The organism is Bacillus sp. 03113 (genome assembly GCF_006546985.1).
Lineage (GTDB): Bacteria > Bacillota > Bacilli > Bacillales > Cytobacillaceae > VATK01.
Genome location: NZ_VATK01000004.1, coordinates 195,318 through 220,545, shown reverse-complemented (window position 1 = coordinate 220,545; position 25,228 = coordinate 195,318). Strand labels below are relative to the sequence as shown.

Below are 25,228 nucleotides of genomic sequence, written 5' to 3'. Positions count from 1 at the left end.
CTAGTTAATGAGGGATAAAACAATATTATTTTCTTATATCATAATATTTTATCATAGGTAAAAGCGAAATTTGTTGGAAATTTAATAAAATTCGTCGTAAATGGGAGAAAAATTCTAAGTAATAAAAGAGACCTTGCCAATCATTTGGCAAGGTCTCAGTATGCTTTATCCTTTCATTATCATTTAATTTCTGATAGTACTATCTCATCATGATTTAATTGTGTACTTACATGTTTAATATCTGGCTGGTCGAGAATGATGTCAGCAAGTTTATCTTCAAGCTTTTCTTGAATAACTCTTCTTAAAGGTCTTGCACCATAAAGTGGATGATATCCTAATTCAGCTAGCTTTTCTTTCACTTCCTCTGTTACAGAAAGGTTAATACTTTGTTCAATTAGCGTTTGACGAAGTTCAGATAGCATAATGTCAACGATTTGTAACAAGTGTGGTTTAGTAAGCTTTTTAAATTCAATAATATTATCAAAGCGATTTAAAAATTCAGGCTTGAAGAATTGTCCTAGCGAGCTTAGTAAATTAGACTCTTCTATAGCCGTATTTTTTTCAAATCCAACTCGAATTTGTTTGTCGCTAACTCCTGCATTACTTGTCATAATGATCACTGTATCCTTAAAGCTAACGGTACGTCCACTACTATCTGTTAAACGTCCATCTTCAAGGATTTGTAAAAACATATGTTGTACATCAGGATGAGCTTTTTCAATTTCATCAAGTAAGATGATGCTATACGGATTACGACGAACCTTTTCTGTTAATTGCCCTGCTTCTTCGTGACCAACATAGCCAGGTGGAGATCCGATGATTTTAGATACACTATGCTTTTCCATGTATTCACTCATATCTAGACGAATCATGGAATCTTTTGCTCCGAAAAGTTCTTCTGCTAATGTTTTCGAAAGCTCAGTTTTTCCTACACCGGTGGGCCCAACAAAAAGGAATGAGCCGATTGGACGTTGTTTAGATTTTAAGCCTGCACGACTTCTACGAATTGCTCTTGCCACTTTTTGTACTGCTTCGGTTTGACCAATTACCTTATTATTAAGCTTGTCTTCTAGTTCTTTCATCTTCTTATGCTCATCTTCTTGTAATTTACCTACTGGAATACCAGTAGCTTTTTCTATCAGATGTTGGATTTCTTCTATCCCAACGACAGGGTGTTCTTTCGTTGGAGTAGCATTTAATGCTTTTTCAAGTTTTGTTTCTTCTTTATGCAAAATGGAAGCTTGTTCATAATTCTCTTGCTTTAATACAGCTTCTTTTTCTTTGGCAATCTCTTTTAAACGACTTTCGATTTCTTCTTGAGAAGAATAGTTGAACGTTAGATTCATTTTTGAACCAGCCTGGTCCATTAGATCGATGGCTTTGTCAGGTAAAAAGCGATCCTGAATAAATCGATGAGATAATTGGACACAAGCCTTTATAGCTTCTTCTGAATAGACAACCTCGTGAAATTTTTCGTACTTTGATTGAATCCCTTTTAATATTTCAATTGCAGCTTCTACAGATGGTTCTAATACTTGTACTGGTTGAAAGCGGCGTTCTAGAGCAGCATCTTTTTCGATATGACGATATTCTTTTAAGGTAGTTGCCCCGACAACATGTAACTCACCTCTAGCAAGAGCTGGCTTTAAGATATTCCCAGCATCCATTGATCCTTCTGCAGACCCTGCGCCGACCAATTGATGTATTTCATCTATAAAAAGGATTATGTTCTTTCTTCGTTGTAACTCACCGATAATCTGTTTCATTCTTTCTTCAAATTGGCCGCGTATTCCAGTGTTTGCTACAAGGGCAGAGATATCAAGGGCGTAAACTTCTTTTTGTTTAAGTTTTGTTGGGACATTTCCTTCTGCGATTTTCAACGCAAGACCTTCTGCAATCGCTGTTTTCCCAACACCAGGTTCACCAATTAACACTGGATTGTTTTTGTTTCTTCGATTCAATATTTCGATGACTCTTGCAATTTCTTCATCTCTTCCAATAACTGGATCGATTAATCCGGCTTTTGCTAATTGATTCAGGTTTCGGCCAAAATGATCAAGAATTCCTTTTCTTCCGCCTTGAGAGGATGCTTTCTCTTGAAGAGCATCATTAGCAGAAGCATTCATATTCGAATTTGAGCCAAATGAAAATGGTTTGAAAAATTCATCAATCGGCTGATGTTGATCAAAATTGCTCAAATTAGGAAAGCTTCCAGAAGCAATTTTCTGTTTTTCCTTTTGAAAACAACTTTCGCATAAAAAGAGCTGATTCTCTTTTCCGTTTATATTCATCTTTAAATTAATATGTGCATCGTTTTCATGACAGATTTGACATTTCATTCTAAATACCTCCTAAATTAAGAAATTCACTTGCACTCATTAATATTTGACTATATTTGACTAATGTTTAATTTGATTATACTTTGACCAAAACTGACTTTCAAGTTTTTTGCATAATAGAAGATGTTAAAGATTATGGAAAAAATCTATTTGCTAACTCGTCTTAGTTTTACTGTACTGTCATATAGTTTGTATGAGGAGAGGAGAGAGCTGCGATTGAAAATAAGATGGGGAGCGGCTTTCCAAATTGCCGCTGTTTATGTTGGAACAGTTGTTGGCGCTGGATTTGCAACAGGTCAAGAAATTGTTGAGTTTTTTACTCGATTTGGATTTATAGGATTAATAGGAATAGTAATGAGTGGATACTTATTTATTTTTTTAGGCTCAAAGTTGATGAGAATAGCAGCGAAAATTGAAGCAAGCTCTTATCAGGAATTAATGGAGCATTTATTCGGAAAGGTTTTTAGTATTTTTATTAATATAGTGCTGTTGATCATGCTTGTGGGAGTTTGTGCTGTGATGCTTTCAGGGAGTGGAGCCGTTTTTCATGAGCACTTTGGTTTAGCTAAATCCACAGGAGTGTATATAACGATCATATTATCACTGATTGTGATGCAGACAGGCATGAAAGGGTTATTTGCAGTCAATTCTTTCGTAGTTCCAATCATGATCGCTTTTAGTTTTTTCTTAATGTTTCATTCTTTTAAACTTCCAAATTTTACGTATCAACTCTTATATATCCCGTTTGTTGAAGATGGTTGGAAAGCAGTAGCTTCACCGTTTTCGTATACAGCTTTAAATTTAGCATTAGCACAAGCAGTACTTGTACCGGTAGCAAAGGAAATTAAAGACGATCAAACGCTAAAATGGGGAGGAATTTTAGGGGGAGTCATGTTAACCGCCATTTTAATAGCCAGTCACGCCACAATGATTATGCTTCCTAATGTTACTCAATTTGAAATTCCGATGGCTATTATGATGAAAAAGCTTATTCCAAGCTTTTATTGGGTTTATGTATTAATTATTTATGGGGAAATCTTTACTTCTGTTATAGGAAATGTATTTGGTATAGAAAAACAGATTAAAAAATATACATCGTTACCTAGTATGGCAATCGTTGTATTTATTTTTATTATTACTTATATCATTAGTTACGTACACTACAGCACTTTATTATCCTTTTTATATCCATTATTTGGATATATCAGTCTGCTGATTATTATTCTACTATGGATGTATCCTTTTGAAACAAAGAAAGGAAATAAATAAAGGATGCCCAATCAATTCAATTGGGTCATCCTAAAAATGATTAGTTTATTAATGATTGAAGGGGAGCAGGAACACGGCCGCCTCGTTGTATCAGTTTTTCTGAACTAAATGGATTTACACCCATTACCGGGGCTCTTCCGAGTAGACCACCGAACTCAACGATTTCCCCTTCTTTTTTTCCAGGTACAGGGATCACACGGACAGCGGTTGTTTTCTTATTAATCATTCCTATTGCCGCTTCATCTGCAATTATTGCAGACAGTGTGGCAGGAGAAGCGTCTCCAGTAAGAGCAATCATATCAAGACCGACAGAGCACACACATGTCATCGCCTCTAGCTTCGAAAGAGATAAAGATTGATCTAAAATGCCTTTTATCATTCCGTTATCTTCGCTGACAGGAATAAATGCGCCGCTTAGGCCCCCAACATAGGAGCTAGCCATGGCACCGCCTTTTTTTACTGCATCATTCATTAAAGCAAGAGCAGCAATGGTTCCATGTGTACCGACACGTTCTAATCCAATTTCTTCTAGTATTTCAGCAACACTATCATTTAATGCATTTGTAGGTGCAAGGGATAAATCCATAATTCCAAATGGAATATCTAATCTTTCAGCTACTACTCGTCCAATAAGTTCACCTGCACGAGTGATTTTAAAGACTGTTTTTTTGATTATATCAGATACTTCACCCAAGTCTGCATTTGGGTAGCGTTTTAAAGCATTTAACACAACACCAGGACCACTTACTCCTACGTTAATGACAGTTTCACCTTCACCTGAGCCATGGAATGCTCCAGCCATGAAGGGATTATCTTCAACTGGATTGCAGAATACTACGAGCTTTGCACAAGCAAGTCCATTTTGATCGGCTGTTTTTTCTGCAGCTTGTTTAATAATTACACCAAGCTTTTGAACAGCATCCATATTAATACCTGTTCTTGTTGTTGCAACAGAAACAGATGCACACACTCTTTCTGTAACGCTTAATGCTTCAGGAAGAGCATCAAGAAGGGTTTGATCTCCTTTAGATATTCCTTTATGAACAAGTGCAGAGTACCCACCGATAAAATCTACTCCAAGAGTATGAGCTGCTCTATCCAATGTTTTTGCTAACTCAACCGCTTGAGCAGTAGTTGCATTTCCTAATATTTCAGCAATAGGAGTGATTGATATTCTTTTGTTAATAATTGGAATACCATATTCGCGTTCTACTTGCTCCGCAACTTCCTTTAATTTTCCTGCTTTTTCCGTTATTTTATTGTAAACAGCTTGATTCAATTTTTCAAAATTAGAATCAGCACAGTCACGAAGGCTAATTCCCATCGTAACGGTTCTAATATCTAGATTTTCCATTTGAACCATGCGAATGGTTTCCATCATTTCATTTAAAGCAATTTTCATTTACGTTCACTCCTCATTATACCCGGTGCATCGCTTTAAAAATTTCTTCAAGCTGGATATTAATTTTTAAATTAAGCTCTTCTCCAATTTCATTAAATTGCTTTTGCAGATGATCTAAATTTTCTGTATTAGATACATCAACCAGCATCATCATTGTGAAAAAGTCTTGTAAAATGGTTTGACTTATATCAAGAATGTTGATGTGATTTTCTGATAAAATGGTGGTAACTTTTGCAATAATACCAACTTGATCCTTTCCAATTACACTTACTACAGCACGTCTTTGGCTCATTTTTTTCACCTCATAAAATATCAAAAATAAAAAGATTGGATCTCTCCAATCTTTAAAAAGTACATAAGAATAACATACAAATAAAATGTAGTGGTTACTCTTCTGTCCTTTTGCCTGAGATTGTGAATCCTTCGGCGCCGCATGAAATGCGGTCTCTCCAGAAGCTGCTCCTGTTATAGTGTTACCCATAACGATCATCGCTTATAGCGGTTGTTCAAAAAGTCCGGGAAAAATAGCTGTCGAATTTCTGTGTCAGCTTGCTTTTTCCGCTCCTCACGTATTTCAACTATACGCTGAGGTGCTCAAAGTTGCACTTCCTTGAACTTCTCGGCTCTTTTTGTCCTCCTTTATGAACACCTTTTATTATAAAAATAAAATAATAAAGTGATGGTATCAGTTTATGGTAAATAAATCAATAGTTATTTCATTGTTTCAATAAATCGTCAAAGTTACGTTCTTATTGATTTAAAGGAAACACAACAATTAAGAAAAAATCAAAAACCAAATGCGATAGGATGACAAGAGAAAGGCTTTTTTTCCAATAATACAGAAATCCCCAGAGTAATCCTGCGACAATTGCTGATAAAACATGAATCAAATAACCCGAATAAATTTGAATCGATGCATACAAAAAGCTAGAAAAAATGATACCTAAAGGCGCATTTGAAACAGAAATCAATTTCTTTTGGATATAGCCTCTCCAAAAAATTTCTTCGCCTGGAATAATAATGAGAAAGAGAGCTAGGTATTGCCAGAGCTGTGTTGGCTCATACAAAGCGTACAGTCTTGAAATCGACTCCAGAAAAGGGAGATTAAACTTTTCTATTAAAAAGCTTCCAAGTTTAAAAACAACAAATAGCAGGGTTCCTGAAATGATCCCGTATGAAAAGTAAATTAGAAAGGAAGCTTTATGTTCCATTTGCTCATATAGTATGGAAAAACTAATCAAAAGGAGCATGGAAAAAGTGAAAATATACCAAAAAACTGTTATTTCATGAAAAGTAAAAAATATGAGTAGATGAGCCAAAATAATTCCAACTATTAGTTGGTAAATAGAGGTTGTTTTCATAAACGTATACTCCCTTCAAAGAAACAACCTTTATTCTATCAAAAAGAATGATTAAAATGGAATGAAAAAGACGGGAAAACAAAAAAAGCAGCTAATGATAACTGCTTTTTGTTCTAAGGTAAGAAAGCATAAATTTTCTAAATTCCGACTGGTGTCTAGCTCTATCGCCTAGCCCTTGTGAAAAATAACCCCTTGTCTCTAAAAGTAAAAAACACTATTTGAGCCAAATGAACATTTTTCTTCAGGGCTGATTAAGGCGCTTCCGCTTTTCTTAATATATAGGAAGAAATCATTACTGAATCAATTATTTAATGATTTTATAATTTTTATGATTGACTACTGTTCTTTGATCTAATTCAAGATCCTGGTAATTGTCCATGTAGGTTAAATCCACAATAACTGAATTTTCATTTACTTTTTCAACAATACCTTGTAAGCCTTCTCTAAATTCAATCACATTGCCTACTTCTGCTCTTTTCACGATGATCTCTCCTTATCTTTCCAATTTTGAATATAATTTAATAACAGTTTGCACTAAAATCATTAGTTCGTAAAGAAATTTAACATCATTTGTTAAGAAAAAGTAATAAATCGATCATATTTTATGTTTTCTGGTAAGAAAATTTAAAAAATAGTGAATGGTTTAAGGTACAATCTGATAGGATGAAATTTTTTATTTGGATATTTTAATATATAATAAATTGTCAACATATAGAATCATGAATTTGTTTTGAAAAAATAAAGAAAGAAAATTTTTGAAGGTAGAATGGTGTCTAGCTTCAGGCGCCATCGGCTCGAGTCATAAGCCAAATCACTCCAAAAATCAGGATTTTCTACGTGATTCGTCTTATGCTTTTCGCCGATAGGCGGGCGCCTTCCGCTTTTCTTAATTTGAGGTGAATATGATTTGAATGAAGAACTGATTACTGAAATATTAGAAAAGCTTAAAAGTGGTGATCTATCTGAGCATCTTGTATTAAAGGAGAACTTTCTTTCCTTTCGTAAGATTTTAGTACAGCGAGAAGATTTTAAGCATTTCAGAGGTGCTGCTGATAGAGGAGGAAATATCCTTTATCAATACACAGAGTCAGCCAGAAGTTAATGCTCAATTAGAGGATACATGATTGTTCAATTCTTAGTTGAAAATAACATAAGTGAAGAATATAAGAATTGGATAAAAATAAAAAATTGTCTTCGTACTATGTAAATGATATTCTTATTTTAAGAAGGCTTTTGTAAGTAGATTCAAAGTGACATTAATAATTATGGAAGAAAGGTAAATGATTACTTTCATTTCTATCCTATCATTTAATGTCATGTAATCGTAACAATTTTTTTAACATATTTAGCGTTTTCAGTTTACATTTTTGTAATGAAAATATATATTAATTATGAATTAGTAAGAGTTAGTCCTTGACTAACATTTCATTGCTAAACTTCGGTTAGGCAATAACTTATAAATATAGATTAATCTTACTAACTTTATTTAAAGAAGGAGTTTGATTTTAAATGGCAGAAAAACAATTTAAAGTAACAGCAGAAACAGGAATTCATGCAAGACCAGCTACATTATTAGTACAAGCTGCAAGTAAGTTTGATTCAGAAATTCAATTAGAGTACAAAGATAAAAAAGTAAACTTAAAATCAATTATGGGTGTAATGTCTTTAGGGATTGGTCAAGGAGCTGACATTAAAATTATCGCAGATGGAAGCGATGCACAAGATGCGCTTAATAGCCTAGAAGAAACTCTTAATAAAGAAGGCTTAGCTGAGTAATGAATTTCTTACAAGGAATAGCTGCTTCTAATGGAATTGCTATTGCGAAAGCATATCGTTTAGTAGAGCCAGATCTTTCTTTCGAAAAAAGATCTGTAAATGATGCTACAGAAGAAATTAATCGTTTTCAGAGTGCGCTTTCAATTTCTAAAGCTGAACTAGAAGCGATTCGCGATAAAGCTAACGCAGAGCTAGGTGCTGATAAGGCCGCCATTTTTGAAGCTCATTTATTAGTATTAAGTGACCCTGAGCTCATATCCCCTATTGAAGACAAAATTAAATCAGATTCTGTTAATGCAGAATTTGCTCTTAAAGAAGTAGCAGACATGTTTATTATGATGTTTGAACAAATGGATAATGAGTATATGAAGGAACGTGCAGCTGATATTCGTGATGTTACAAAGCGTGTTCTTGCACATTTACTAAATGTTCAAATCGTCAACCCAAGTATGATTTCTGAAGAAGCAATAATTGTGGCAGAGGATTTAACACCTTCTGATACAGCACAATTAAATCGTAATTTTGTATTAGGCTTTACAACAGATATTGGTGGTCGAACATCACATTCAGCTATCATGGCTCGTTCTATGGAAATTCCAGCTGTAGTAGGTACAAAATCTGCAACTGAGGATATTCAAAATGGTGATCTAGTGATTGTTGATGGATTAAAAGGAGAAGTACATATTAATCCTTCAGCTGAAACTGTTGAAAGCTATAAAAAAGTGCAGGTAGAATACGAAGAACAAAAAGCTGAATGGGCTAAGCTTGTAAATGAAAAAACAGTGACAGCTGATGGAGAGCATGTTGAGCTTGCTGCTAATATTGGAACACCAAAGGATCTAGAGGGTGTTGTAAATAATGGCGGTGAGGCAGTTGGATTATATCGTACTGAGTTCCTATATATGGGAAGAGATCAACTTCCGACTGAGGATGAGCAGTTTGAATCATACAAAGCTGTTCTTGAGGGCATGGATGGAAAACCTGTAGTTGTTCGAACATTAGATATTGGTGGAGATAAAGAGCTGCCATATTTAGACCTTCCAAAGGAAATGAATCCATTTCTTGGATTCCGTGCGATTCGTTTATGCCTAGAGGAACAAGGTATATTTAGAACACAATTGCGTGCGTTATTAAGAGCGAGTTCATATGGAAATCTTAAAATTATGTTTCCAATGATTGCTACTCTTGATGAATTCCGCAGTGCAAAGGCTATTCTTGAAGATGAAAAAGAAAAGCTTGTTGCAGATGGTATTTCTGTTTCTGATCAAATCGAGCTGGGTATTATGGTTGAAATACCATCTACAGCTGTCTTAGCGGATCAATTTGCAAAAGAAGTAGACTTCTTTAGTATTGGAACAAATGATTTAATCCAGTATACAATGGCTGCTGACAGAATGAACCAAAGGGTATCCTATTTATATCAACCGTACAATCCTTCCATTTTACGACTCGTTAAAATGGTCATTGATGCTGCTCATAAAGAAGGAAAATGGGCTGGTATGTGTGGCGAAATGGCTGGAGATGAAACAGCTATTCCGTTATTGTTAGGATTAGGTTTAGATGAATTCTCTATGAGTGCAACGTCTATCCTTAAAGCACGTTCTCAAATTCTTCATTTATCAAAAGTGAAAATGAAGGAATTAGCTGATAAAGCATTGCAAATGAGTACAACTGAAGAAGTTATGGAAGCAGTTAAAGCCGCTGTTAAATAATGATATATGAGTGAAACAGAATCTGAGTGTATACCACTTGATTTTGTTTCACTCTTTTTTTGGTTTTTTAATGGATATTTCTAGAATAATTTTACGGGTATTAATTTTTATAATGTTTTATAATAGAGATGAAGGTCTTACAAAGGAGTGAAAATATAAATGGATTTTAACCTAAAAGGAAAAACTGCCTTAATAGCTGCCTCAAGTCAAGGGTTAGGACGAGCGATAGCAGAGGAGCTACTTAAAGAAGGCGCAAATGTAATGATTTCTGGAAGAGACGAAGAAAAGCTTCAAAAAGTAGCAGAAGAAATTGGGTCGTTATATCAAGGAAAGCTTGCGTATACGAAAGCAGATAACGCAAATCTTGATGAAATCCAACATTTAATTCAAGCGACAGTAGACAAATTTGGGACCATTGATATTCTAGTGAATAATGCAGGCGGCCCTCCTGCAGGTACTTTTGATTCAATGACAGATGAAATGTGGCAAAGTGCATTTGAATTGAATTTACTATCTTATGTTCGATTAATAAGAGAATCTCTTCCTTATCTTCGTAAAAATGGAGGGAAGATTGTTAATATTGCTTCATCTTCAATTAAAGAACCTATACCTGGCTTAATTCTATCAAACACGTTCCGAACAGGGATTGTTGGGCTTTCCAAAACATTAGCCTCTGAACTAGCTGCGGATGGGATTTTAATTAATACGGTGGCACCAGGTCGAATTGATACAGATCGAGTGAAGCATCTCGATGAAATCAATGCCTCGAAAACAGGTGTTTCTTCTGAAATAATTAAGGAAAAAGTACTTGAAGGTATCCCATTAAAACGATATGGTGAGCCTGAGGAGTTTGCAAAGGTAGTCGTTTTTTTAGCTTCAGATGCAAATACTTATATGACCGGAAGCTCGTTTTTAGTTGATGGAGGAATGATTAAATCTATCTAATTGTAAAAATAGGAGGGGGGAAAGATCAATGCTAACAACTGAAAACACTAAAATAGGATTTATTGGAACAGGAGTTATGGGAAAAAGCATGGCTTTAAATCTATTAAATGCTGGCTTTCCTTTAATGGTATACACTCGTTCTAAAAATAAAGCAGAGGACTTATTAGAAAAAGGTGCGGAGTGGGCACAATCAATTAAAGAGCTTGCAGAAAAAGTAAATGTTGTTATTTCAATGGTCGGCTATCCTTCTGATGTTGAAGAAGTTTATTTAGGAAAAGACGGAGTCATACCAAATGCAAGTGAAAATACATATATTATCGACATGACTACTTCAACCCCAACCTTAGCAAAAAATATATATGAAGAAGCGAAGAAAAAAGGGATTAAAGCTTTAGATGCGCCTGTATCAGGTGGTGATATTGGTGCAAAAGAAGGAAAGCTTTCCATCATGATTGGCGGAGACGAAGAGGATTATTCAGCACTTATTCCTGTATTTAATAAGCTTGGTACAAATATTGTATACCAAGGAAATGCGGGAGCTGGACAGCACACAAAAATGTGTAATCAAATTGCTATCGCCTCTAATATGATAGGGGTTTGTGAAGCCATTATCTATGCAAAAAAAGCAGGTTTAGATCCTGAAAATGTATTAAAAAGTATTTCATCAGGCGCTGCAGGGAGTTGGTCTTTATCAAATCTAGCACCGAGGATGATTCAAGGTAATTTTGAACCAGGTTTTTATATTAAGCATTTTATTAAGGATATGAGAATTGCTTTATCAGAAGCAAAGCAAATGGAGATGGATGTCCCAGGCCTTCAACTAGCTGAAAGTTTATATACAAAGCTAGCTGAATTAGGAGAAGAGGATAGCGGAACACAAGCCCTTTATAAATATTGGAACTAGGAAGAGAATAGGGAAGAAATTATCCTACCTGAGTAAAGTTTCCTTTTATTTTATAACATTTAAGATAAGCCCCAAGAGTACATCCTCTTTTGGGGCTTTAATTCTAAAGGAGATTATACGACTAATATTTCACTTAAAAAGGCTTCGATTCGATCCAATCCTTCTTTTAATGTATCCATAGAATAAGCAAAGGATAATCGGAAATAACCTTCGCCTAAATCTGAAAACGCACTGCCAGGGATAACAGCTACTTTTGCTTCTTTAGCTAAGCGAACACAAAAATCAAAGGAGTTTACCCCAAGTGGAGGAATTTTTACAAAGAAATAAAACGCACCGTCTGGTTTTACTACCTCTAATTTCATTTCAACTAGTCGGTTATATACATATTCTCTTCTCTCTAAATATTCCTGTCTCATAGGGATAGCGTCGTCTGTTCCATTTGTTAACGCTTCTAATGCGGCCATTTGTGAAATAGAAGAAGCGCATGTAACATTATATTGATGGACCTTGATCATGTGACGTGTTATATTTTCTGGTGCAAAAATGATTCCAATTCTCCATCCTGTCATCGAGTGTGATTTTGATAGTCCATTAATGACAATCGTCTGTTCTTTAATAAATGAAGCGATGGATACATGCTTATCATTAAATAGTAGCTCACTATAAATTTCGTCTGCCAATATAAAGATATCACGACCCTTTACAAGCTCTGCAATTTTTTGAAGCTCTTCCGCTGTTAAGCTAACGCCTGTTGGATTTGACGGGTAAGGAATGACAATACAACGAGTCTTTGTTGATATGTATTTCTCGATTATTTCTGCAGTTAATCGAAAATGATTTTCTCTAGTATCTGCATAAATAGGAGTTGCTCCGCAAAGACGGATGATTGGTTCATAGCCAGGATAAACGGGTCCTGGTAATATAACTTCCGTCCCTTCTTCTAAAATGGTTCGGAATGAGATATCGATCGCCTCACTTGCACCTGTTGTTACAATGATTTCCGATTCAGGCTGATAGGACAAATGGTATTTTTCTTTTACAAATTGAGCAGCTGCTTGTCTTAAACGAATATCTCCTGCATTATGCGTATAAGAAGTGAAGTTTTCGTCGATTGCCTTTTTTGCAGCTTCTTTTATATGGAGTGGGGTAGGAAAGTCTGGCTGACCAATTGTAAGTGAAATCATATCTTTCATATCTGCAACCATATTATAAAATTTTCTTATACCAGAAATTTCTATATTGTACACTTTTTGATTAATTAAATGCTCCAATGTTAAAAATCCACCTTCCAATAAACTTATTTCAATAGGTTTATCATATCAAATTCCTATCATCATTGAAATAAACATTGATCAGTCGTAAACACTCACAGGAAATGTGATTAAAAGATGATAAGATTAATTAAATCATTTGCTCAATATAAAAGAACAAAAGAGCAAGCTCCTTGATCATCGACGTACAAACTGGAGGGACTTCGACTGAGATAAGGCGAACCTTCCATTAGGGTGTTCTTTCCTTGATTTAGTTTGAGCCGATCAGGTTTTTACGGGCAGTTTTTTATCCACTGTCCATTTTTTTAGGTCATATCTTACTGCCCGTTAAAACATGATAAAGGATACACGATAAGCGATAGCAAATCGATGTTGACTTATCTTATCGTAGGAAGAGGCCTGAAGCTTGAAGTTATATGCGCTGGCCGATTAAGAACGCCACATCCGCATGTCTTCATCGGCACTAGTACGTCCTGTACGTCGGAGCTGGACATCGATACATAACCTTCAAAGTTATACACAGCCAGCCAATTTATAATTTCCTGGTTTAAAACAAAAAAGCCGAATAGATAATTTTATCTACTCAGCATATTATTAAAAAATCATAATTATTTTCGTTGTTTGTGTTCAATAAAAAGGATTATTAATAACCGTAATCCCAATCCACTTCATCTTCGTACCAATATACAGGGGACACCTTACCATAGTTGACCATTTTATTATCGAGCTTACAATTACAATTTGAGTCTCCGCTATTTTCTTTCATTTCTACAAATGTGGAGTGCTCGACATTTTCAATGAATGCCATATTCTGGTCCTCTTTGACAAGGATTGCAGTACCTTTCATAGGTTTTTGCACCTCTTTACCATTTTTGTTGTAAATAACAATAAGTCATCTACAGTTGTATTGTATTCCTTAAAACACTTTGAGTCTAGATGTTTGATATAAAGTTCACAAAATAAACAAAATGAAAACGTTTTATATCCTAAGATAAGAATTTAATTGGCTTGTATTTCTTTCATTAACATGATATTAGAAAAATATGAAAGAAAAATATCATTTATATTCTAATGTAAAACTAATGTTAAGATGTGACGACAAAGAGGGTTTTTGTAAATATTTATTGAATGTAAAAAAGTAGACATGAATATACGAGGAGTGATGATATGGATCATCTTGAAAAAAGTAATGTTCAAATAAGGAAGGGGATAAGCTTATATTTTACCTTGCCGATCTTTTCTTGGGCATTATATGATTTTGCTAATACAATCTTTTCTTCAAATATTAATACCATATTCTTTCCCTTTTATTTGCAGGAAGTTGTGGGAGAAAGTGAAAAATTAAATCAAATTGCCAGTACTTTTATCTCTTACTCAAATGCATTAGCAAGTCTCTTTCTGGTCATTTTCTCTCCATTATTTGGAGTATTAATTGATCGGACAGGAAAGAAAAAGAAATATATTATGATTTTCACCGTAATAACAGTTTTGTCCACTTTCTTAATGGGGGTATTAGCAACAAATCAATCGAGTTATACGATTTTTGGTTTACCATTTGCACTTGCAGCAGTCATTTTGTTTTTTGTTATGGCAAAGTTTTTTTATCATTCAAGTCTCATCTTCTATGATGCAATGATCTCAGACTTAGGGGTAAAGGAGGAGATCCCGCTAATTTCAGGATTTGGTGTGGCAATCGGGTATTTTGGTACACTTGTTGGCTTAAGCGTGTATCTTTTTATTGGGGATAGTGGATTTCATAAAGCATTTATTCCATCAGCTATTTTATTTTTAATCTTTTCATTGCCTCTATTTTTCTTTATAAAAGATCATCCAAAAGAAGCTAAAAAAGATGAAAGAGAATCTACTTTTTTGTCAGGTTATAAGGATATTCTTTTAACCTTTAAGGAAATACAAATGTATAAGCCTATTTTTACTTTTATGGTTGCCTATTTTTTCTTAAATGATGCTATTTCAACTACGATTGCCATAATGGCTGTTTATGCGAAAGCAATCGTCGGGTTTACAACGGGGATGTTTATTTTATTATATTTAGTTTCTACTATATCCAGTATTTTGGGATCCTTTCTTTTTGGCTATATAACAAAGGTAAAAGGAGCATATAAAGCAGTAAAATACGTTGGATATGTATTAGTAGTGGCACTTGTGATTGCTTCAACTGCTGTAAATGAAATGATGTTTTGGATCGCTGGTAGTATGTTTGGGATTTCCTTAGGCGCGATGTGGGTTACAACTAGAACGTTCATTGTTGACCTTACTCCCATAGAAAAAAGAGGGCAGTTCTTTGGATTATTTGCCTTTTCTGGAAAAGTGTCTTCCATCGTCGGACCTTTTCTATATGGGACGATTACATATGTATTTTCAGATTATGGAAATATGGCGAGTAGATTAGCCCTTGGTTCTTTACTGATCCTAACGATTATCGGTCTAATTATTCATTCGAAAATTAAAGAACCCTCTGTCATACAATAGGTTATAATGAATGAAAGGGAGTCTAATGTAATTTTTATCCCGCATTAACAGGCAGTAATCCCCCACATCTCAGCTTTAGAGTATCGAAGAAGCGAAGGTGAGGGATAACTGCCTGTAAAAGCCCGATTGGTTTAACTAACCATCAGTGGGGATGAACTAATACCCCCACAGATGGAAGTTTCACTTTATCTATTAAATGGAGGAGCTATCATGATTAGAGATAATGGAATTCTTTTGGAAAGCGGTACAAATGAGCTTGAAATTGTTGAATTTATCATTGGTTCGAATAAATTTGGTATTAATGTTATAAAAGTGAAGGAAATCATTCTGCCTGTTCCTGTTTTACAAATTCCTCATTCTCATAAATATGTTAAGGGGATAATAGAGCTTCGAGGTGAAATATTACCTGTTGTCAATTTGGTAGAAGCAATTGGCTTTGCTCCTTCTTCTCAAAATGAAACAGACAAATTTATTGTGACTGAATTTAATCAGCAAAAATTCGTCTTTCATGTTCAAAATGTCACCCAAATTCATCGGATATCCTGGGAACAAATTGAAAAGCCTTCTAGTTCATATCAGGGACAAACAGGTGAACTAACGGGAATTGTTAAAATTGAAAATGAAATCATTATGCTGCTTGATTTTGAAAAAATCATCACTGAAATTAATCTAGATTTAGGAATTAATAAAAATCGTATTAAAGCAGTAAATAAACGAGATCGTTCTAACATAAAGGTAATTGTTGCGGAAGATTCACCACTCTTACGTAAATTACTGCATGAGACATTAATAGAAGCAGGGATAAAGCATATTCATTTTTTTGAAAATGGACTTGAAGTTTTACATTATTTAGATGATCTCAGCTCAAAGGGTAGGAATGTTAAAGAGGATGTTCAATTAATTATTACAGATATTGAAATGCCTCAAATGGATGGTCACCATTTAACATTGAACATAAAGAAGCACCCTGAGCGCTCAAATATCCCTGTGATTTTATTTTCATCCCTCATAACCGATGATCTGCGCCATAAAGGGGAAAAAGTAGGAGCAGATGCTCAAGTAAGCAAACCGGATATTGAAAAATTAATTGAAATGATCGATACATATATTAAGTGAAAAAGAGCTTAGCAAGGCCAGCTCTTTTTCTCGAAGCAGCTTAAATACCAGACGCTTTTTAGTAGTAACTTTCACCAAGTTTTTTAAATACGGGTTTATTGTATTTACTTTTTTTAGGTTGATTCATTTGCTCTATTTCAGTTAAACCAGTGTAGTCAGATAACATACTTTTGGCTTGTTTTAGAGAAAGTAATGCTTTAGGATTTCGAACGGAATTATTTAGTGATCCTAAATGAGGTAATTGATCGAAGTCTTGTTTTGTAGGAGGCAAGTGGAAGGAGTAATTTCCACAAACGACCAATACATCTGATTGCTGTTGACTTAATTTTGGATTGCTTGAAAAATGAAGGCCGACTTTTTTTGCTTTTCCTTCTTTTATCAATTTTTGTAAGGCATTGTGCTTCAATTTATATAAATATTTTGGATTAGTAGCTGTTTTTGCATGTCGATTAACCACGAAGATCGCTTGGGAGAGGCTTTCAATGGTTGGATTTAACCGAGGCGGGAGATTATCATATCCGTTCACGCTCTTACTCCTTTCTATACAATGAATATTTCATCTTTATTATAACGCTACTTAGTGTGAAAAAAAAGGACCAATCATTATTCAATATAGTAATGAAGAATCCTGCTTGGAAACTTGTTCATTAATCTAAATAACCATTAGTTTCATTATTGACTGAATAGGTGATCATTAATCACTAATAATATGAAAAATGGGAAGATAAACATGATAATATTTATATATGAAATAGATGCTCATAATATAAGGTCATAAAAGAAAGGCAGGAGATTTCGTTTACATGATGGGAGAAAAATGGTCAATTATTGATATAGGTTCAAATACAATTCGCCTTGTTATATATGAATACAATCATGGTGGTTGTAGAGAGCTTGAAAATATAAAGTCAGTTGCCAGACTTCGTCACTATTTACAAGAAGACAAAATATTAGATGATAAAGGTTGCAATCTATTAATAAAAATATTAAATGGCTTTCGTAAAATTATCGAATTTCATCAAGTGAGTGAAGTTTTATGTGTGGCAACTGCTACAATCAGACAAGCAAAAAATCAAGCGAAAATAATAAAAAGAGTAAAAAAAGAAACGGGCTTTGATATCAAAGTGCTTTCAGAGGAGAAGGAAGCGTACTATGGATACTTAGCTGTTAGTCGAACAACCCCTGTTACGGAGGGAGTTACAATTGACATTGGCGGTGGTAGTACAGAAGTTACCTATTATAAAAATAGAAAACTCGTTCATTCCTATAGTTTTCCATTTGGGGTTGTTTCATTGAAGGAACAATTTATTAAAGGAGAGCAAATTCTTGAAGAAGAAAAAGAAAAACTTATCAAATTTATTCAATCATCCTTTGAAAAGCTCCCTTGGTTAAAGGATTTGAATGTACCAATTGTGGCCATTGGAGGAAGTGCGAGGAATATTGCACAAATTGATCAAGGGATAAAGAATTATTTGCTTTCAAGTATTCATCAATATGTAATGAAGCCTGAAGATTTATTATACATTCGTTCTTATTTAGAAAGCATGAACATTAGCCAGCTTGAAAAAGTTGAAGGGCTTTCAAAGGACAGGGCTGACATTATTATTCCTGCTATTGAAGTTTTTGTTCAGCTTATTAAGTATACGGGTGCAAAACAGTTTATGCTGAGCAGAAAGGGACTTCGTGATGGGATCTATATTCATGTTCATGAAAAAAAAGATGACTATCCGAAAACAGAGGAAATTATTAATAAAAATATTAATGAGCTTATATATGATTATGGAATGGATCTTAATCACACAAATAACACTGCAAGGCTGGCTGTAGAAGTCTTTCATCAAATAAAAACCTTTTATCGTGGTAATGATAGCAACCTATTCATAAAGGAGCTTAAAAGAGGGGCTCGGCTTTATTATATAGGAAAATATATTGATCAAAATGCTAGTAGTCAACACACATTTTATTTGCTTGCCCATCAGTCTATTAACGGGTTAGAGCATAGAAGCAGAGTGAAGCTAGCACTTATTGCTTCTTTTAAAAATAATGCTTTGCTTAAGCAATATGTAGCGCCCTTTTCAAATTGGTTTGGGAAGGAAGAAATGTCTGACCTTCGAATGGCAGGAGCAATAACAAAGTTTGCCGCTTCATTAGATGCGTCAAAAAGAGGAATTGTAAATAAAATTCATGCAGAAATAATCGGTGAGAATCAGATACAGTTTGTTATTTACTGTAAAGGTGATTTTTTTGTAGAAAAATACTATGCAGAAAAGGAAGTACGGCAACTTGAAAAGGCGCTTAAACAATCGATTCAGTTAAAATTTAAATTAGTAAATTTTATGTAAATTTTTAAGTAATATCTACCATATTATTCACATAGAGTGTTATGATAACTTGACGAAAATTTTTATAAAAGGTGTGTAATGATGACTGAATATTTAGAGTTAAATAATCCATCGCATTTTAATAATCGAGAGCTTAGTTGGCTTTCTTTTAATGAACGCGTTTTAGAAGAAGCGCTTGATCAAAGTAATCCTGTATTAGAAAGAATGAAATACTTAGCGATTTTTAGCTCTAATTTAGATGAATTTTTTATGGTGCGAGTTGCTGGTCTTAAGGATCAAGTGAAGGCTGGCTTTAATAAACCAGAGAATAAAGCGGGCTTGACCCCTAGGCAACAATTGGACAGGATTTCTGAAATAGCGCATGTACTTGTCAAGAAACAAACAGAGACTTTCCATCATATGATACTGCCAGAATTATATAAAGAAAATATTTCTCTTTTAGAGACAGACCAATTAACAAATGAGCAGCTAATGGAGCTCGAAGCGTATTTCGATGAACAAATTTTCCCTGTTTTAACTCCATTAGCAGTTGATGCTTATCGTCCTTTTCCGATGCTCTTAAATAAATCTTTAAATTTGGCTGTATCTATTGAAGGAGTAAAAGATGATGAAGAATATAGAAATAAATTAGCGATTGTTCAAGTTCCAGCCGTATTAAGCCGTTTTATTGAAATTCCATCGTATGACGATCAGATCCATTTTGTTATGCTTGAGGATGTGATTTGTCATTTTATTCATAAAATGTTTAATGGCTTTAAAGTTCTTTCTGTTACCCAATTTCGGATTACAAGAAATGCAGACTTAACGATTCATGAAGAAGGCTCGGATGATCTACTATATGAAATTGAAAAAGAATTAAAAAAGAGAAAATGGGGAGCGGAGGTTCGTTTAGAAATAGACGGAGATCAACTTGATGAGGAAGTGCTTTCGTATTTATTAGATGAATTGGAAATATTAGAGCAAGATGTTTATCGAATTAATGGATTAATTGATCAAACAAGTTTATTCTCCTTGTATAAGCTTTTAGCTGGGAAAAGAGAAAAACTCATTTATGAAACGTTTATACCACAAAATCCAATAGATTTAGATTTTGACGAAAATATTTTTGATAAGGCATTAGAACAGGACATTTTATTGCACCACCCGTATGAATCATTTCAGCCTGTCCTTGATTTTTTATCCGAAGCAGCAGATGATAAAGATGTACTCGCGATTAAACAAACTCTTTATCGCGTAAGTGGAGGATCTCCTATTATAGAAGCCCTAAAGCGTGCTGCTGAAAAAGGGAAGCAAGTTACTGTTTTAGTGGAATTAAAGGCAAGATTTGATGAGGAAAATAATGTTCAATGGGCAAAGGAGCTTGAAAAAGCAGGCTGTCATGTTATTTATGGGATGACGCATTTAAAAACCCATAGTAAAATTACGCTTATCGTTAGAAGAAAGCATGGCACAATAGAACGGTTTGTCCATTTAGGAACAGGAAATTATAACGATCAAACTGCAAAAATATATACAGATTTAGGCTTAATCACGACAAATAGAAGATTTGGCATCGATGCTACGAATTTCTTTAATTTTCTAAGCGGTTATTCTGAAAAGCCCCAATATCATCACATGTTTGTTTCACCTTTTGATATTAAAAATAAATTTATTGATTTAATCGATGAAGAAATTAACTTTCATTTAAAAAATGGAAATGGGCATATGATTTTTAAGATGAATTCCTTGTCGGATAAAGACATTATTCTAAAAATGTATGAAGCCTCTTGTAAAGGGGTAAAAATTGAATTAATAATAAGAGGGATTTGTTGCTTAAAGCCTGGGATCAAAAATGTAAGTGAAAATATTCGAGTAATTAGCATTTTAGGACGCTTTTTAGAGCATAGTAGAGTCTATTATTTCCATCATAATGGTGAAGAAAAAATCTTTTTATCCTCTGCAGATATGATGACAAGAAATATGGAAAATCGTGTTGAAATTTTATTTCCAATCTTTAAAGGATCCTTAAAGAAAAGGCTGAAGAATACATTACAGCTGCACTTAAATGATACTTTAAAAGCAAGAGAGCAAGATGCTGATGGCATTTATCATTACGTTACACCTTCTATTGACCAGGAACCTAATTGCAGTCAGAACTTATTAATGGAACAAGCTAATAAAGTCGTTCAGCTTAATGAATAAGATTATCCGAAGTGCCAGTTATCTGTATTAAAAAGATAACTGGCACTTTTTTCTTTTTAGAATGCATTCTCTTTAAAACTTATTTGGATATATATTAATATTTTCTGTCCCTACATAAGATGGTTGTTGATATGGAGCAAATGATGGCTGTGCAGCATATGGAGCTGGGTATGGTGTAGGAAGAGGATAAGGAACTGGATACGGATAAGGGTACGGATATGGGGGTCTAAAGAAAAAAGGTGCTGCCGCAAGACCAAAAACAGAGCCAGCAACAAATGGCAATAAACCGAACCCAAAAAACCTCTGATTTTGATAAGGAAGAACATTTCTCGGAAGACGATAATACATTTTGCATACCTCTTTCTGAAAATCTATTTTTTTTAGTCTATTTCATAAAGTTAAACTTTGCGCCTGTCCTTTAGTAGTGTTGTTAGATTCCACGAATGACCTAAATAGATGCAAGAAAATATTGACAGTTATAAGAGATTGTTATATAGTTCATGATATGAATAATTAATGGGGTGAACTAAAATGGCAAATCATTTGATTAAACAGCTTATTGATCGCTATCAAAATGTTTATTTATTTGCAATGAAGAATATTTCTAATATCGTTTCTGATCAAGGTCTCGACCTTACGTTAGAGCAATTTGCAGTTTTAAAGCAATTACATAAATATGGTGATTTACGTCCTTCCGAGCTTGCTGATTGCTGTGGAGTAAACAAAAGCGCAATGACAGCAAAGATTGATCGATTATACGCTCGAGGTTTAGTGGAAAGAATTAGAGATGATAATGATCGACGAAGTGTATACATAAAAATAACAGAAGCAGGAGAACTAATTTATTTAAAAGGAGAGGAAAGGATTGAAAGCTTTGTTGGTTCCTATTTAGAAGAGCTGACACAAGATGAATTTGAAACCTTCCTTTCACTCTACGAAAAAATAACTGCAATTATTGATAAGAAAGTGAAGGGAGAGCAGACAAAATGAGTCAAATTATTCGATTTCGCTGGTTAGTCCTTTTAGCTTGGATCATATGTGTGACCGTTCTCGTTCTTTTTGCCCCGAACATGGAGAATTTAGTAAGAGAGAAAGGGCAGATAAAGGTTCCAGATGGCTATCCTTCTACAATAGGAAGTAAAATCATCGAAGAACACAATCCTAAAAATGAAAATAGCAATACAGTAGTTTTAGTTTTTCATGAAAAAAAGGGATTTACTAATGCCCAAATTGCAGAAGTGGAAAAAACATTTGAAACTCTTTCACAAAAACGAAGTGAACTGGGGATTAATGAAATAACGAATCAATTTAATAATCCGGACTTAAAGGATCAGTTGTATAGCGAAAATAGGCAAACGATACTTGGTTTGCTCGATGTTAGCTTTAAAGGAAGAGAAGTAAAAGAAGTTCGGGATAAACTAGAAGATGCTATTAAAACAGATGGTGTAAAAACCTATATGACAGGGAATAATTTCATTAGTGAAGATGTTATCATTAGCTCTCAAAATGGATTGAAAAAAACAGAGTTGATTACGCTTGTGTTTATTTTAGTCGTTTTGATTCTCGTATTTAGATCGTTTGTTGCCCCATTTGTTCCACTGATTACAGTGGGATTAACGTATGTCACAAGCCAAGCGATTGTTGCTTTTTTAGTGGATCGATTAAACTTCCCATTATCAAATTTTACACAAATTTTTTTAGTGGTCATCCTTTTTGGAGTAGGAACAGATTACTGTATTCTACTTTTGACTCGTTTTAAAGAAGAGCTTTCAAGTGAGGAAAATATTATATCAGCCATTATTGAAACATACAAAACAGCTGGGAAAACAGTATTGTTTAGCGGACTAGCTGTATTAGCTGGATTTATATCTATTGGCTTTGCTACTTTTAAACTCTATCAATCAGCTGTAGGTGTCGCTATTGGGGTTGCAGTATTATTGATTGCCCTTATGACCATTGTTCCGTTTTTTATGGCGGTACTAGGGAAAAAGCTCTTTTGGCCTGTAAAAGGAGAAATTTCTCATTCTCAAAGTAAGCTTTGGGGACTAGCTGGGAAGTTATCGCTTAGTCGCCCTATCGTTACACTTATAATTATTGGGATCATTGTTACACCATTGTTAATAAAGTACGATGGGAGTCTGTCCTTTAATTCATTAGATGAAATTGGTGAAAACTATAATTCGGTTAAAGGGTTTAATATTATTGCCGATAACTTTGGGCCGGGAGAAGCGCTGCCAGCGAAAGTAGTCATAGAAAATGATGAAAATATGAAAAATAGTGAGTATTTAAATTTAGTTGAAAAGATTACAAGAGAAATTGAAAATGTTGATGACATAGAAAAAGTTCGAAGTGCAACTCGACCAGTTGGAGATCAAATAAAAGATTTTTACGTCAATAATCAAGCGAATCAGCTTAAGGATGGATTAACAGAAGGGAATAACGGAATAACTACAATTAAGAATGGTTTAAGCAGCGCTGCGAATTCAATCAATTCCTCAAAGCCGCAGATGAACCAAGCTGTATCCAGCGTGTCTGAGCTTGTAAATGGGACGAATCAATTAAAATCGGGAGTTACCGATCTTAAAAATGGATTAATTCAAATTGAAACAGGCTTAAAACAAGGAACTGTCGGTTTAGGACAATTAAAATCTGGACTTAATGAAGCAAAGATAAGCGCTGGTCAATTAAGTGCTGGGCAGCAGCAGCTGTCAAATGGCTATCATAAAGCGGCTGACGGAATGAATGAGCTTTATCAAAACTATCAAAAAGTAGAAAATGGATTAAATGAACTCCAGTCAAATGTAAAAAATCTAGATAAACCATTACAAAATATTGAATCTAATGGGAAGTACCCTGGAATCGAAAGCGACCCTGATTTTGGAATAATCAAACAAACTATTGCAGGCGTCAATCAATCTTTCCCATCCATAACTGTAGGTTTGAAAAATTTAAATCAAAATTTTGCTTTATTGTCACAAAATATAGCTGTTGCAAATAAAAGCATGAATGAAATAACATTAGGACAATTACAACTGACAGCAGGGTTTGATCAATTTATAAATGCAGTAGATCAGCTTGAAAAAGGGGTTGATGCTGCTGGTCAAGGGCAAGGGAAAATTATTTCTGAGGTTCCAAAGATAGAGCATGGTCTAGATGGAATAGCTGGAGGTCAGACTCAGCTTCAAAATGGATTTAGTGAACTAGTAAGTCAACTTGACCAATTACAAACAGGTCTAAATGACAGCTCAACAGGGCTCAATCAAATCGGAAATGGATTAACCTCTGCTACGGATTATTTAGAAAAACTCTCAAGTATTAAGGATAGTGAGTTAAGTGGCTTTTATATTCCTGACGATGTAGTGTCCAGTCAAGATTTTTCTCAAGTCTTTAATACGTATATGTCTGAGGACGGAAAAGTAACAACCATGGATGTTATATTAAAAGTAAATCCATATTCAAATGAGGCTTTAACGAAGGTTGCTGATCTTAAGGAAGCTGTTAATAGAGCTGTGAAAGGTACAAAATTAGAGAAGGCTGAAATTGGTGTAACAGGCGTTACAAGCATTAATCATGATTTAAAGAATATTTCCGATGCGGATTATTCAAGAACAGTTTTGTTAATGCTCGTTGGAATAGGCGTCATCCTTGTCTTATTATTAAAATCTCTTATTATGCCAATCTATTTAATTGTTTCATTGATCATTACTTATTTTTCTTCGTTGTCTATTACCGAGCTTATTTTTGTAAATATTCTTGGATATCCCGGACTTAATTGGTCTGTACCATTTTTTGGATTTGTCATCTTGATGGCTTTAGGTGTAGACTATTCCATTTTTCTAATGGATCGTTTTAATGAATATAAAGATATGAAAATTGAAAAAGCATTAATGCTTTCTATGCGAAATATGGGAACAGTCATTATTTCAGCCGTAATTATTCTTTCAGGTACTTTTGCGGCAATGCTGCCATCTGGTGTGCTATCTCTACTACAAATTTCAACACTTGTTCTTGCGGGTCTATTGTTTTATGCATTTATTATCTTGCCATTGTTTGTGCCTGTGGTTGCAAAGCTATTTGGAAGAGCAAACTGGTGGCCGTTTTTTATACAAAAATAAATCAT

General features: G+C 34.4%; 21 protein-coding genes and 1 riboswitch. Of the genes, 12 read left to right on the top strand and 9 right to left on the bottom strand.

Annotation, left to right across the window (positions count from 1 at the left end; genetic code table 11):
- Positions 1-179: 179 nt before the first annotated feature.
- Positions 180-2,339 (bottom strand): ATP-dependent Clp protease ATP-binding subunit, encoded by a 2,160-nt coding sequence (locus tag FDO66_RS05250; RefSeq protein ID WP_141431371.1) that lies wholly within the window; start codon positions 2,337-2,339, stop codon positions 180-182.
- 216 nt (positions 2,340-2,555) lie between these two features.
- On the opposite strand from FDO66_RS05250, the gene FDO66_RS05245 reads away from it, so the two are divergent.
- Positions 2,556-3,608 (top strand): YkvI family membrane protein, encoded by a 1,053-nt coding sequence (locus tag FDO66_RS05245; RefSeq protein WP_141431370.1) that lies wholly within the window; start codon positions 2,556-2,558, stop codon positions 3,606-3,608.
- Between the two features lie 40 nt (positions 3,609-3,648).
- Here FDO66_RS05245 and FDO66_RS05240 read toward each other — a convergent pair whose 3' ends face one another.
- The 4 genes from FDO66_RS05240 to FDO66_RS05225 form a co-directional block, all read right to left on the bottom strand.
- Positions 3,649-5,010: a PFL family protein gene (locus FDO66_RS05240; protein WP_141431369.1), complete on the bottom strand. Its 1,362-nt coding sequence runs from the start codon at positions 5,008-5,010 to the stop codon at positions 3,649-3,651.
- Between the two features lie 16 nt (positions 5,011-5,026).
- Positions 5,027-5,302: an ACT domain-containing protein gene (locus tag FDO66_RS05235; protein WP_141431368.1), complete on the bottom strand. Its 276-nt coding sequence runs from the start codon at positions 5,300-5,302 to the stop codon at positions 5,027-5,029.
- 92 nt (positions 5,303-5,394) lie between these two features.
- A riboswitch (glycine riboswitch) is annotated at positions 5,395-5,473 on the bottom strand.
- Positions 5,474-5,759: 286 nt separating this feature from the next.
- Complete coding sequence (locus FDO66_RS05230; RefSeq protein ID WP_141431367.1) at positions 5,760-6,371, bottom strand: CPBP family intramembrane glutamic endopeptidase; 612 nt, start codon at positions 6,369-6,371, stop codon at positions 5,760-5,762.
- A 304-nt stretch (positions 6,372-6,675) separates the two neighbouring features.
- A complete protein-coding gene (locus FDO66_RS05225; RefSeq protein WP_141431366.1) occupies positions 6,676-6,852 on the bottom strand; it encodes a YkvS family protein in 177 nt (58 codons plus the stop codon).
- 426 nt (positions 6,853-7,278) lie between these two features.
- On the opposite strand from FDO66_RS05225, the gene FDO66_RS05220 reads away from it, so the two are divergent.
- From FDO66_RS05220 to FDO66_RS05200, 5 genes are all read left to right on the top strand, one after another.
- Positions 7,279-7,473 carry a hypothetical protein gene (locus FDO66_RS05220; RefSeq protein WP_141431365.1) on the top strand — a complete coding sequence of 65 codons (195 nt, stop codon included), beginning with the start codon at positions 7,279-7,281 and terminating at the stop codon, positions 7,471-7,473.
- Between the two features lie 407 nt (positions 7,474-7,880).
- A complete protein-coding gene (locus tag FDO66_RS05215) occupies positions 7,881-8,147 on the top strand; it encodes a phosphocarrier protein HPr (RefSeq protein ID WP_141431364.1) in 267 nt (88 codons plus the stop codon).
- Complete coding sequence (gene ptsP / locus FDO66_RS05210; protein WP_141431363.1) at positions 8,147-9,859, top strand: phosphoenolpyruvate--protein phosphotransferase; 1,713 nt, start codon at positions 8,147-8,149, stop codon at positions 9,857-9,859. Before FDO66_RS05215 ends, ptsP begins: the two co-directional genes overlap by 1 nt.
- Before the next feature lie 159 nt (positions 9,860-10,018).
- On the top strand, positions 10,019-10,804 hold the full coding sequence (locus FDO66_RS05205; protein ID WP_141431362.1) for an SDR family oxidoreductase: 786 nt from the start codon (positions 10,019-10,021) through the stop codon (positions 10,802-10,804).
- Between the two features lie 28 nt (positions 10,805-10,832).
- Entirely contained in the window at positions 10,833-11,708 is an 876-nt protein-coding gene (locus FDO66_RS05200; RefSeq protein WP_141431361.1) for an NAD(P)-dependent oxidoreductase, read from the top strand.
- A gap of 113 nt (positions 11,709-11,821) precedes the next feature.
- Here FDO66_RS05200 and FDO66_RS05195 read toward each other — a convergent pair whose 3' ends face one another.
- Both FDO66_RS05195 and FDO66_RS05190 read right to left on the bottom strand, forming a co-directional pair.
- Positions 11,822-12,979: an aminotransferase A gene (locus FDO66_RS05195; RefSeq protein ID WP_141431360.1), complete on the bottom strand. Its 1,158-nt coding sequence runs from the start codon at positions 12,977-12,979 to the stop codon at positions 11,822-11,824.
- 643 nt (positions 12,980-13,622) lie between these two features.
- Positions 13,623-13,826, bottom strand: a complete 204-nt coding sequence (locus tag FDO66_RS05190; protein ID WP_141431359.1) for a hypothetical protein — start codon at positions 13,824-13,826, stop codon at positions 13,623-13,625.
- A 320-nt stretch (positions 13,827-14,146) separates the two neighbouring features.
- Between FDO66_RS05190 and FDO66_RS05185 the strand changes: the two genes are divergently transcribed.
- Together FDO66_RS05185 and FDO66_RS05180 are read left to right on the top strand one after the other, a co-directional pair.
- Positions 14,147-15,469 carry an MFS transporter gene (locus tag FDO66_RS05185; protein ID WP_141431358.1) on the top strand — a complete coding sequence of 441 codons (1,323 nt, stop codon included), beginning with the start codon at positions 14,147-14,149 and terminating at the stop codon, positions 15,467-15,469.
- 210 nt (positions 15,470-15,679) lie between these two features.
- On the top strand, positions 15,680-16,585 hold the full coding sequence (locus FDO66_RS05180) for a chemotaxis protein (protein WP_141431357.1): 906 nt from the start codon (positions 15,680-15,682) through the stop codon (positions 16,583-16,585).
- Positions 16,586-16,643: 58 nt separating this feature from the next.
- On the opposite strand, the gene FDO66_RS05175 is transcribed toward FDO66_RS05180, so the two are convergent.
- Positions 16,644-17,111 (bottom strand): YkyB family protein, encoded by a 468-nt coding sequence (locus FDO66_RS05175; RefSeq protein ID WP_141431356.1) that lies wholly within the window; start codon positions 17,109-17,111, stop codon positions 16,644-16,646.
- Between the two features lie 277 nt (positions 17,112-17,388).
- Here FDO66_RS05175 and FDO66_RS05170 point away from each other — a divergent pair, with 277 nt between their 5' ends.
- Both FDO66_RS05170 and FDO66_RS05165 read left to right on the top strand, forming a co-directional pair.
- A complete protein-coding gene (locus tag FDO66_RS05170; protein WP_141431355.1) occupies positions 17,389-18,927 on the top strand; it encodes a Ppx/GppA family phosphatase in 1,539 nt (512 codons plus the stop codon).
- 81 nt (positions 18,928-19,008) lie between these two features.
- Positions 19,009-21,108, top strand: a complete 2,100-nt coding sequence (locus FDO66_RS05165) for an RNA degradosome polyphosphate kinase (RefSeq protein WP_141431354.1) — start codon at positions 19,009-19,011, stop codon at positions 21,106-21,108.
- 72 nt (positions 21,109-21,180) lie between these two features.
- Here the strand turns inward: FDO66_RS05165 and FDO66_RS05160 are convergent, their stop codons facing one another.
- Entirely contained in the window at positions 21,181-21,456 is a 276-nt protein-coding gene (locus FDO66_RS05160) for a hypothetical protein (protein WP_181444450.1), read from the bottom strand.
- A gap of 183 nt (positions 21,457-21,639) precedes the next feature.
- On the opposite strand from FDO66_RS05160, the gene FDO66_RS05155 reads away from it, so the two are divergent.
- Both FDO66_RS05155 and FDO66_RS05150 read left to right on the top strand, forming a co-directional pair.
- Positions 21,640-22,098, top strand: coding sequence for a MarR family winged helix-turn-helix transcriptional regulator (locus tag FDO66_RS05155; protein ID WP_141431353.1), 459 nt, complete (start codon positions 21,640-21,642; stop codon positions 22,096-22,098).
- Entirely contained in the window at positions 22,095-25,223 is a 3,129-nt protein-coding gene (locus FDO66_RS05150; RefSeq protein ID WP_141431352.1) for an MMPL family transporter, read from the top strand. Before FDO66_RS05155 ends, FDO66_RS05150 begins: the two co-directional genes overlap by 4 nt.
- Positions 25,224-25,228: the final 5 nt, after the last annotated feature.

What these genes read in the sequence shown, in the direction of transcription:
- FDO66_RS05230 (WP_141431367.1), bottom strand. Translation starts at nt 6,371, where the DNA reads ATGAAAACAACCTCTATTTACCAACTAATAGTTGGAATTATTTTGGCT.
- ptsP (WP_141431363.1), top strand. Translation starts at nt 8,147, where the DNA reads ATGAATTTCTTACAAGGAATAGCTGCTTCTAATGGAATTGCTATTGCG.
- FDO66_RS05190 (WP_141431359.1), bottom strand. Translation starts at nt 13,826, where the DNA reads ATGAAAGGTACTGCAATCCTTGTCAAAGAGGACCAGAATATGGCATTC.
- FDO66_RS05200 (WP_141431361.1), top strand. Translation starts at nt 10,833, where the DNA reads ATGCTAACAACTGAAAACACTAAAATAGGATTTATTGGAACAGGAGTT.
- FDO66_RS05205 (WP_141431362.1), top strand. Translation starts at nt 10,019, where the DNA reads ATGGATTTTAACCTAAAAGGAAAAACTGCCTTAATAGCTGCCTCAAGT.
- FDO66_RS05150 (WP_141431352.1), top strand. Translation starts at nt 22,095, where the DNA reads ATGAGTCAAATTATTCGATTTCGCTGGTTAGTCCTTTTAGCTTGGATC.
- FDO66_RS05240 (WP_141431369.1), bottom strand. Translation starts at nt 5,010, where the DNA reads ATGAAAATTGCTTTAAATGAAATGATGGAAACCATTCGCATGGTTCAA.
- FDO66_RS05160 (WP_181444450.1), bottom strand. Translation starts at nt 21,456, where the DNA reads ATGTATTATCGTCTTCCGAGAAATGTTCTTCCTTATCAAAATCAGAGG.
- FDO66_RS05155 (WP_141431353.1), top strand. Translation starts at nt 21,640, where the DNA reads ATGGCAAATCATTTGATTAAACAGCTTATTGATCGCTATCAAAATGTT.
- FDO66_RS05170 (WP_141431355.1), top strand. Translation starts at nt 17,389, where the DNA reads ATGATGGGAGAAAAATGGTCAATTATTGATATAGGTTCAAATACAATT.
- FDO66_RS05250 (WP_141431371.1), bottom strand. Translation starts at nt 2,339, where the DNA reads ATGAAATGTCAAATCTGTCATGAAAACGATGCACATATTAATTTAAAG.
- FDO66_RS05215 (WP_141431364.1), top strand. Translation starts at nt 7,881, where the DNA reads ATGGCAGAAAAACAATTTAAAGTAACAGCAGAAACAGGAATTCATGCA.
- FDO66_RS05165 (WP_141431354.1), top strand. Translation starts at nt 19,009, where the DNA reads ATGACTGAATATTTAGAGTTAAATAATCCATCGCATTTTAATAATCGA.
- FDO66_RS05180 (WP_141431357.1), top strand. Translation starts at nt 15,680, where the DNA reads ATGATTAGAGATAATGGAATTCTTTTGGAAAGCGGTACAAATGAGCTT.
- FDO66_RS05235 (WP_141431368.1), bottom strand. Translation starts at nt 5,302, where the DNA reads ATGAGCCAAAGACGTGCTGTAGTAAGTGTAATTGGAAAGGATCAAGTT.
- FDO66_RS05185 (WP_141431358.1), top strand. Translation starts at nt 14,147, where the DNA reads ATGGATCATCTTGAAAAAAGTAATGTTCAAATAAGGAAGGGGATAAGC.